Origin of the sequence: Vogesella sp. EB, assembly GCF_001037925.1 — a bacterium.
GTDB classification, from domain to species: Bacteria; Pseudomonadota; Gammaproteobacteria; order Burkholderiales; family Chromobacteriaceae; genus Vogesella; species Vogesella indigofera.
In genome coordinates this window covers 158,513-164,986 of sequence record NZ_LFDT01000004.1, presented here as the reverse complement: position 1 = coordinate 164,986, position 6,474 = coordinate 158,513, and the positions used below count along the sequence as shown (strand labels likewise).

Below are 6,474 nucleotides of genomic sequence, written 5' to 3'. Positions count from 1 at the left end.
CCCGCCAGCCGCGTCAACACCCGCAAACGTACTTTTTGACACCAAAGCGGCAAGCCCTTGATTTCACAGCCACCCCAGCGCCAAGAAAAATGCAAAAGGTTGGCCGCAGTGCTTGCGGCCAACCTTCGGCGATTCCGGCAAACCGGGAAACAGGCTTAAATCCGGCTTATTTACCGCGCAATTTGGCAAAAGCGGCGGCCATGGCGCCACTGGTATTATCCTGCGCCGCCGGTTTCGCACTCTGGCGACGGTTATTGTCGCCACGACCGGCACCACTGCGCACCGCGGTACCGACTTCGTCATCCAGGCGCATGGTCAGCGCGACACGCTTGCGCGGCACGTCGACTTCCACCACCTTGACCTTGACCACGTCACCGGCCTTGACCACCTTGCGCGGATCGTCGATGAACTTGTTGGACAGTGCCGAAATGTGCACCAGACCATCCTGGTGCACGCCGATATCGACGAAGGCGCCGAAGTTGGCGACGTTGGTGACCACCCCTTCCAGCACCATGCCCGGCTGCAGATCCTTCAGGCTTTCCACCCCATCCTGAAAGGTGGCGGTCTTGAATTCCGGACGCGGATCGCGCCCCGGCTTGTCCAGCTCTTTCAGGATGTCCATTACCGTCGGCAGGCCGAAGCGCTCGTCGGTGTAATCGCTGGCACGCAGCCCCTTGATGAACACCGAGTCGCCGACGATCTGCTTTACCGCGCGTCCGGTCTTGCTGACGATCTGCTCCACCACCGGGTAGGCCTCAGGATGCACCGAGGAGGCATCCAGCGGGTTGTCACCATTGCTGATGCGCAGGAAGCCGGCAGCCTGCTCGAAGGTTTTTTCGCCGAGACGACTGACCTTGAGCAGTTCCTTGCGTGATTTGAACGCACCATTGGCATCGCGATGGGCGACGATGTTGGCCGCCAGCGTGCTGTTAAGACCGGAAATGCGCGTCAGCAGCGGCACCGACGCCATATTGACGTCGACGCCGACCGCGTTGACGCAGTCTTCCACCACCGCGTCCAGGCTCTTCGCCAGCTGACTCTGGTTGACGTCGTGCTGGTACTGGCCGACACCGATCGATTTCGGATCGATCTTCACCAGCTCGGCCAGCGGATCCTGCAGACGGCGGGCGATCGACACTGCGCCGCGCAGGGACACGTCCAGCTCCGGGAATTCTTTGGCCGCCAGCTCGGAGGCGGAGTACACAGAGGCGCCGGCCTCACTGACCACGATCTTGGTCAGGTTCAGCTGCGGGAAAGACTTGATCACGTCCTGCGCCAGTTTGTCCGTTTCACGGCTGGCAGTGCCGTTGCCGATGGCGACCAGCTCGACCTGGTGCTTGTGCGCCAGCGCGCCAAGAATGGCCACCGAGCGCTCCCAGTCGCGGCGTGGCTCGTGCGGATAGATGGTGGCGGTATCGAGCAGCTTGCCGGTATTGTCGACCACCGCCACTTTCACGCCGGTACGCAGACCGGGGTCCAGGCCGATGGTGGCGCGCGGGCCGGCCGGCGCCGCCAGCAGCAGGTCGTGCAGGTTGGCCGCAAACACCTTGATCGCCTCGGCGTCGGCGGCGTCCTTCAGCTTCGACACCAGCTCCAGCTCGAGCGACAGGAAGATCTTGGCGCGCCAGCACAGGCGCACCCCATCCAGCAACCACTTGTCGGCGGCGCGACCGGCATCCTTGATGCCGAACTGCGCGGCGATCAGCTCTTCGTAGGCCGAGCGCTGCGTGATCGGCGTTTCGTCCGGCTGGTATTTCAGCGCCACCGACAGGATGCCTTCGTTGCGGCCACGCAAGAGTGCCAGCGCGCGGTGCGACGGCGTCGACTTCAGCGGCTCGCGATGCGCGAAGTAATCGGCGAACTTGGCGCCTTCCTGCTCCTTGCCGGCGATCACCACCGCCGCCAGTTCGCCCTCGTTCCACAGCTTGTCGCGCAACCGGCCCAGCAGCGCAGCGTCTTCGGCAAAGCGCTCGATCAGGATGGCGCGGGCGCCGTCCAGCGCCGCCTTGGCATCGGCCACGCCCTTGTCGGCATCGACATAGCCTGCGGCCAACGTTTCCGGCACTTGCGTCGGGTCGGCGAGCAGGCTGTCGGCCAGCGGCTCCAGCCCGGCTTCGCGCGCGATCTGCGCCTTGGTGCGGCGCTTGGGCTTGTACGGCAGGTACAGGTCTTCCAGCGTGGTCTTGTTGTCGGCGGCGTACAGCGCCGACTCCAGTTGCGGGGTGAGTTTTTCCTGCTCGGCGATGCTTTTCAGGATGGTGACGCGGCGGTCATCCAGCTCGCGCAGGTAGACCAGACGCTCGGCCAGCAGGCGCAACTGGGTGTCGTCCAGACCGCCGGTGACTTCCTTGCGGTAACGGGCGATGAAGGGCACGGTAGCGCCTTCGTCGATGAGATTGATGGTGGCGGTGACTTGCGCCTCGCGGACGGCGAGTTCCGTCGCGAGGCGGCTGGCGATACTTTTCAACATGCGGCGTTGTTCTTGTCGGAAAACGGAAGCCGCTACTGTAACGGCATACGCCGGAAAATCAAGCGGTGACCGGATTGTTCAGCCAGGCCTGCGCATCTTCCACCGTATTGAAATACTCGGCGGGAACGCGGGTGAGCAGACCGGACAGGTGCGCCGCGAGACGAATCCAGGTGTCGTCGGCCACCACGGCAAAACGGCCGAATTCGTTCTCATGGGCGCGCATGAAGCGAACCTCCTCCATCGCCATGTCCAGCGTGAAGTCCTTGATGCCGGAAAGATCCAGCAGCACATCCGGCTTGCCGTGCTCGCCACTGCGCTTGAGCAGCGCCTCCTCGAACAGCTTGAAGTCGCCGAGCGTGAATTCGTTGTAGAGGGCAACGTCCAGACCGTAATCTTGTTCGCGGATGGAAATCATGGTGCGGCTCCTGTGTGAGAGTGGATTGAAGGGACTGGCATTCCGAATATTAGCGCCTGCCGGCCAGAATGCCGCTGACAATAATCAAGGCCATCGCCAGCAGCTCGCCGGCGCCCAGCTGCTGCTGCCACACCAGCGCACCGAACAGTGCGGAAAACACCACCGTCAGGTAGGACAGGTTGGCGACCAGCAGCTTGCGGCCAACCTTGTAGGCCCGCGTCATCGCCAGCTGCGCCACGGTGGCGGTGGCACCAAGACCCAGCACCCACGGCAGGTTGTCCGCGGTCAGCGGCTGCCACGGCCGCCCCAGCAGCAGCAGGCCGCCGCCTAGCGTCGAGATCAGCGCAAAGTAGAACACCGTGCGCCACTCCGCCTCGCCAGCCTGCCCCAGCTCGCGCACGTGCAGGTAGGACCAGCCGGCGAGCAGGCCGGAACCCAGCCCCAGCAGCCCGGCCTGCCACGCGGCACCGTCAAAGGTTGGCCGCAACAGCAGCGCCACCCCGACAAAGCCGAGCAGCAGCGCCAGCAGCGCGTGCCGCGACAGTTTTTCTTTCAGTAGCAGCACCGACAGCAGCGCCAGGAACATCGGCGAGGTGTAGTTGAGCGTCACCGCCGTCGACAGCGGCAGATGACCGATGGCATAGAAGTAGGCCAGCAGCGAAGTGTAGCCGATCAGGCCGCGTTTGAGGTGGCGCCCCAGCTGTGGCGTGGCGAAGCGCTGCCGCCGCAGCAACGCCACCGTACCCAGCAGCAGTACCGCGAACAGCGTGCGCCAGAACACCAGCGCCACCGTGTCCAGCGACGCCGCGCCGAGCTTGACGAACACCCCCATCAGGCCAAAGCTGACCGCGGCCAGCACCATCCACAAGGCGCCGGCCATCTAACGACGCGCCGCCAGAATGCCGCTGCCGATGATCAGCGTCATGCCCAGCCAGGACAACAAGGGCAGTTGCTGCTGGTGCAGGAACAGCCCCATCAGCGCCGAGAACGCCACCGTCAGGTAGGCGAGGCTGGACACCACGAACTTGCGCCCTTCCTTGTAGGCACGCGTCATCGCCAGCTGTCCGGCCAGCCCCATCAGCCCGACGGCCAGCATTTGCGCCAGCTGCAACCCGTTCAGCACATGAAAGCCGCCATTGAACAGCACCACCAGCAGGCCAAACAGCGACGACAGGAAGAATAGCCAGAACACGGTAACCGACGGCCGCTCGCCCAGCTCGCCCAGCTCGCGCACATGGAACAGCGCCAGCCCGGCGCCAAGGCCGGAACCCAGCCCCATCAGCCCGGCAAACCACTGCCCGGCGTCAAAGGTTGGCCGCAACATGCAGGCGATGCCAACGAAGCCCAGCGACAGCGCAAACCACACCGCCGGCGGCAGCCGCTCGCGGCGCAACAGCACGCAACAGAGGGCAAAGGACAAGGAAGAGGTGTAATTCAGGGTCACCGCCGCCGCCAGCGGCAGCCGGCTCAGCGCATAGAACAGCATCGCCATCGACAGGTAGCCGATCAGGCTGCGCCGCGCATGGGCACCCCAGTGCGGGCTGCGCAAGGATTCGCCGCGCCGCCACATCAGCGGCAGCAGCACCAGCAGGCCGATGAAGGTGCGATAGAACAGCACCTCGAACGCCGGCAGCGTGCTCGACCCCTGCGCCGCAAACAGGCTCATCAGCGCGAAGCACAGCGCAGCCACCACCATCCAGCCGGAACCGAGACGACTCATGCGCCCGCCTCCGCCTTCCGCGCCACCGCGAGACCGAGACAGATATCGGCGAACACGCGCCGGTAGCGCGCATATTCCGCGGCATTGGCACTGCAGTGCGCCTTGATGTAGCGGCCATTGCCCTGCTGCTGCCACACCACCAGCTGCTGGCTGACGATCCACAGCCCGTTCTGCACGTACAGCCCTTCGCGATAGGACAGCACCAGCCGGCCGCGTAGCCGGTCGAGGCGCACCACCTGCGCCGGCTCGCGCGTGTCGTCCGCACGGCGATAGCGCGCCGCCAGCCGGCTCAGCGGCTCCTTGCCGCGTAACAGCTGGCGACTGACCTGCACCTGCACGCCGCCGCGTTCGCGGTCTTCCTGCCGCGGCGGCACGATGCGCAGCATCTCGTCGCTATGCGGCCGCACCTGCCACGCCGCCGGCACATTGATGGTGACACCCAGGTAGGGATTGCGATAGGTCGCCGCAGTGGCCAACCCGGAGAACAACACGGAGAACAGTACGCTTAATACAAATGGCATGATGGCCCGGCAGACAAAAAAAGGCGCGGAAATCCGCGCCCTTTTATTGTGCCGCACAAAACACGGTCTTAGCCAGCCAGATGTTCACCCATCTGCCGACGATAGAACTCGTGGAAGTGCTGCATCCCGTCTTCGGTCGGAGACTGGTACGGCCCGACCTCGCTCTCGCCGCGCAGCCACAGCGCCTTGCGGCCCTCGTGCATGCGCAGGCAGATCTCGTCGTCCTCGACTGCGGTTTCCATATAGGCCGCCTGTTCCGCCTCGATGAACTCCGGCTCGAACCACAGGATGTCTTCCGGGTAGTAGAACTCGGTAATCACCGTGCACTTTTCCGGGCCGTGCGGAATCACCACGCTGATCACCAGCACGTGCGGATACCACTCCACCATGATGTTCGGGTAGTAGGTCAGCCAGATGGCACCGAACTCCGGCTGCTGGTCGGCGTAGCGCTTGAGCACCTCGTCGTGCCACTTGCCGTATACCTTGCTGCCGGAGCGGGCCAGAGCGTTCTTCACGCCCACGGTCTGCACGTGGTAGTGATCGCCCCACTCCCACTTCAGGTCGGCGCAATCGACGAAATTGCCGAGGCCTGGATGGAACGGATCGACGTGGTAGTCCTCGGAATAGACTTCGATGAAGGTCTTCCAGTTGAAGTCGTACTCGGTAGTCAGCGACTTGTGATAACCGTAGTTCTCGAAAGTCATGTGCTTGGCGACGCCAAGCTTTTCCAGGTCGCGGCCAACGTTGCGCTTGGCATCAAACAGCAGGCCCTGCCAGCGGGTCAGTTCGGTCTGGTTCAGATTCAGGCACGGCGTTTCCGGGAAGTGCGGCGCGCCGATCAACTGGCCGCCGTTGTCGTAGGTCCAGCCGTGCAGGTTGCACACCATGTGGTTGCCGGTGCCGCGCCCCTTGTAGATCAGTGCCTGGCGGTGGCGGCAGACGTTGGAGATCAGCTTGATGTCGCCATCGACATTTTTCAGCATCTTGCCGTGGCCGAGCCAGTCCAGAGTGTGATAGTCGCCGGCGTTCGGCACCATCAGCTCGTGGCCGTAATACTGCGGGGCATTGGCGAACAGGACTTGTTGTTCCAGCGCGTAGTACGCCGGATCAAAGTAGGTAAAGACAGGCAACTGCGCAGCAGAAGCTTTCAGCAACTGGGACGAAGCCAGATCAGACATTATTCCCACACCTCCGTGGAAGAAGATATAAGACCAGCCGAATCTCGCTCTTAACGAGTTTACGGAGTGCTATAAAAAACACTTGCCAGAACACGGACTTCCGTGATCCGCCCAAGCGGTCAGGGGCGGGATTGTCGGCTAAATCCCCCCCTGGGGCAAGCACTTTTTAG

6 protein-coding genes are annotated in these 6,474 nt (G+C 63.5%); all 6 read right to left on the bottom strand.

Annotation, left to right across the window (positions count from 1 at the left end; all coding sequences use genetic code 11):
* Window positions 1-166: 166 nt before the first annotated feature.
* Window positions 167-2,470: a Tex family protein gene (locus tag ACG97_RS04260; protein ID WP_047966086.1), complete on the bottom strand. Its 2,304-nt coding sequence runs from the start codon at window positions 2,468-2,470 to the stop codon at window positions 167-169.
* A gap of 58 nt (window positions 2,471-2,528) precedes the next feature.
* Window positions 2,529-2,885, bottom strand: coding sequence for an STAS/SEC14 domain-containing protein (locus ACG97_RS04255; RefSeq protein WP_047966085.1), 357 nt, complete (start codon window positions 2,883-2,885; stop codon window positions 2,529-2,531).
* Between the two features lie 49 nt (window positions 2,886-2,934).
* Window positions 2,935-3,765 carry a DMT family transporter gene (locus ACG97_RS04250; protein WP_238377251.1) on the bottom strand — a complete coding sequence of 277 codons (831 nt, stop codon included), beginning with the start codon at window positions 3,763-3,765 and terminating at the stop codon, window positions 2,935-2,937.
* The gene (locus ACG97_RS04245; RefSeq protein ID WP_047966084.1) at window positions 3,766-4,605 is read right to left on the bottom strand and encodes a DMT family transporter; all 840 of its coding nucleotides are present in this window, start codon (window positions 4,603-4,605) and stop codon (window positions 3,766-3,768) included.
* Window positions 4,602-5,126 carry a hypothetical protein gene (locus ACG97_RS04240; protein ID WP_047966083.1) on the bottom strand — a complete coding sequence of 175 codons (525 nt, stop codon included), beginning with the start codon at window positions 5,124-5,126 and terminating at the stop codon, window positions 4,602-4,604. The genes ACG97_RS04245 and ACG97_RS04240 overlap by 4 nt, the downstream gene beginning before the upstream one ends.
* 68 nt (window positions 5,127-5,194) lie before the next feature.
* A complete protein-coding gene (locus tag ACG97_RS04235) occupies window positions 5,195-6,304 on the bottom strand; it encodes an aromatic ring-hydroxylating dioxygenase subunit alpha (protein ID WP_047966082.1) in 1,110 nt (369 codons plus the stop codon).
* Between the last annotated feature and the right edge of the window lie 170 nt (window positions 6,305-6,474).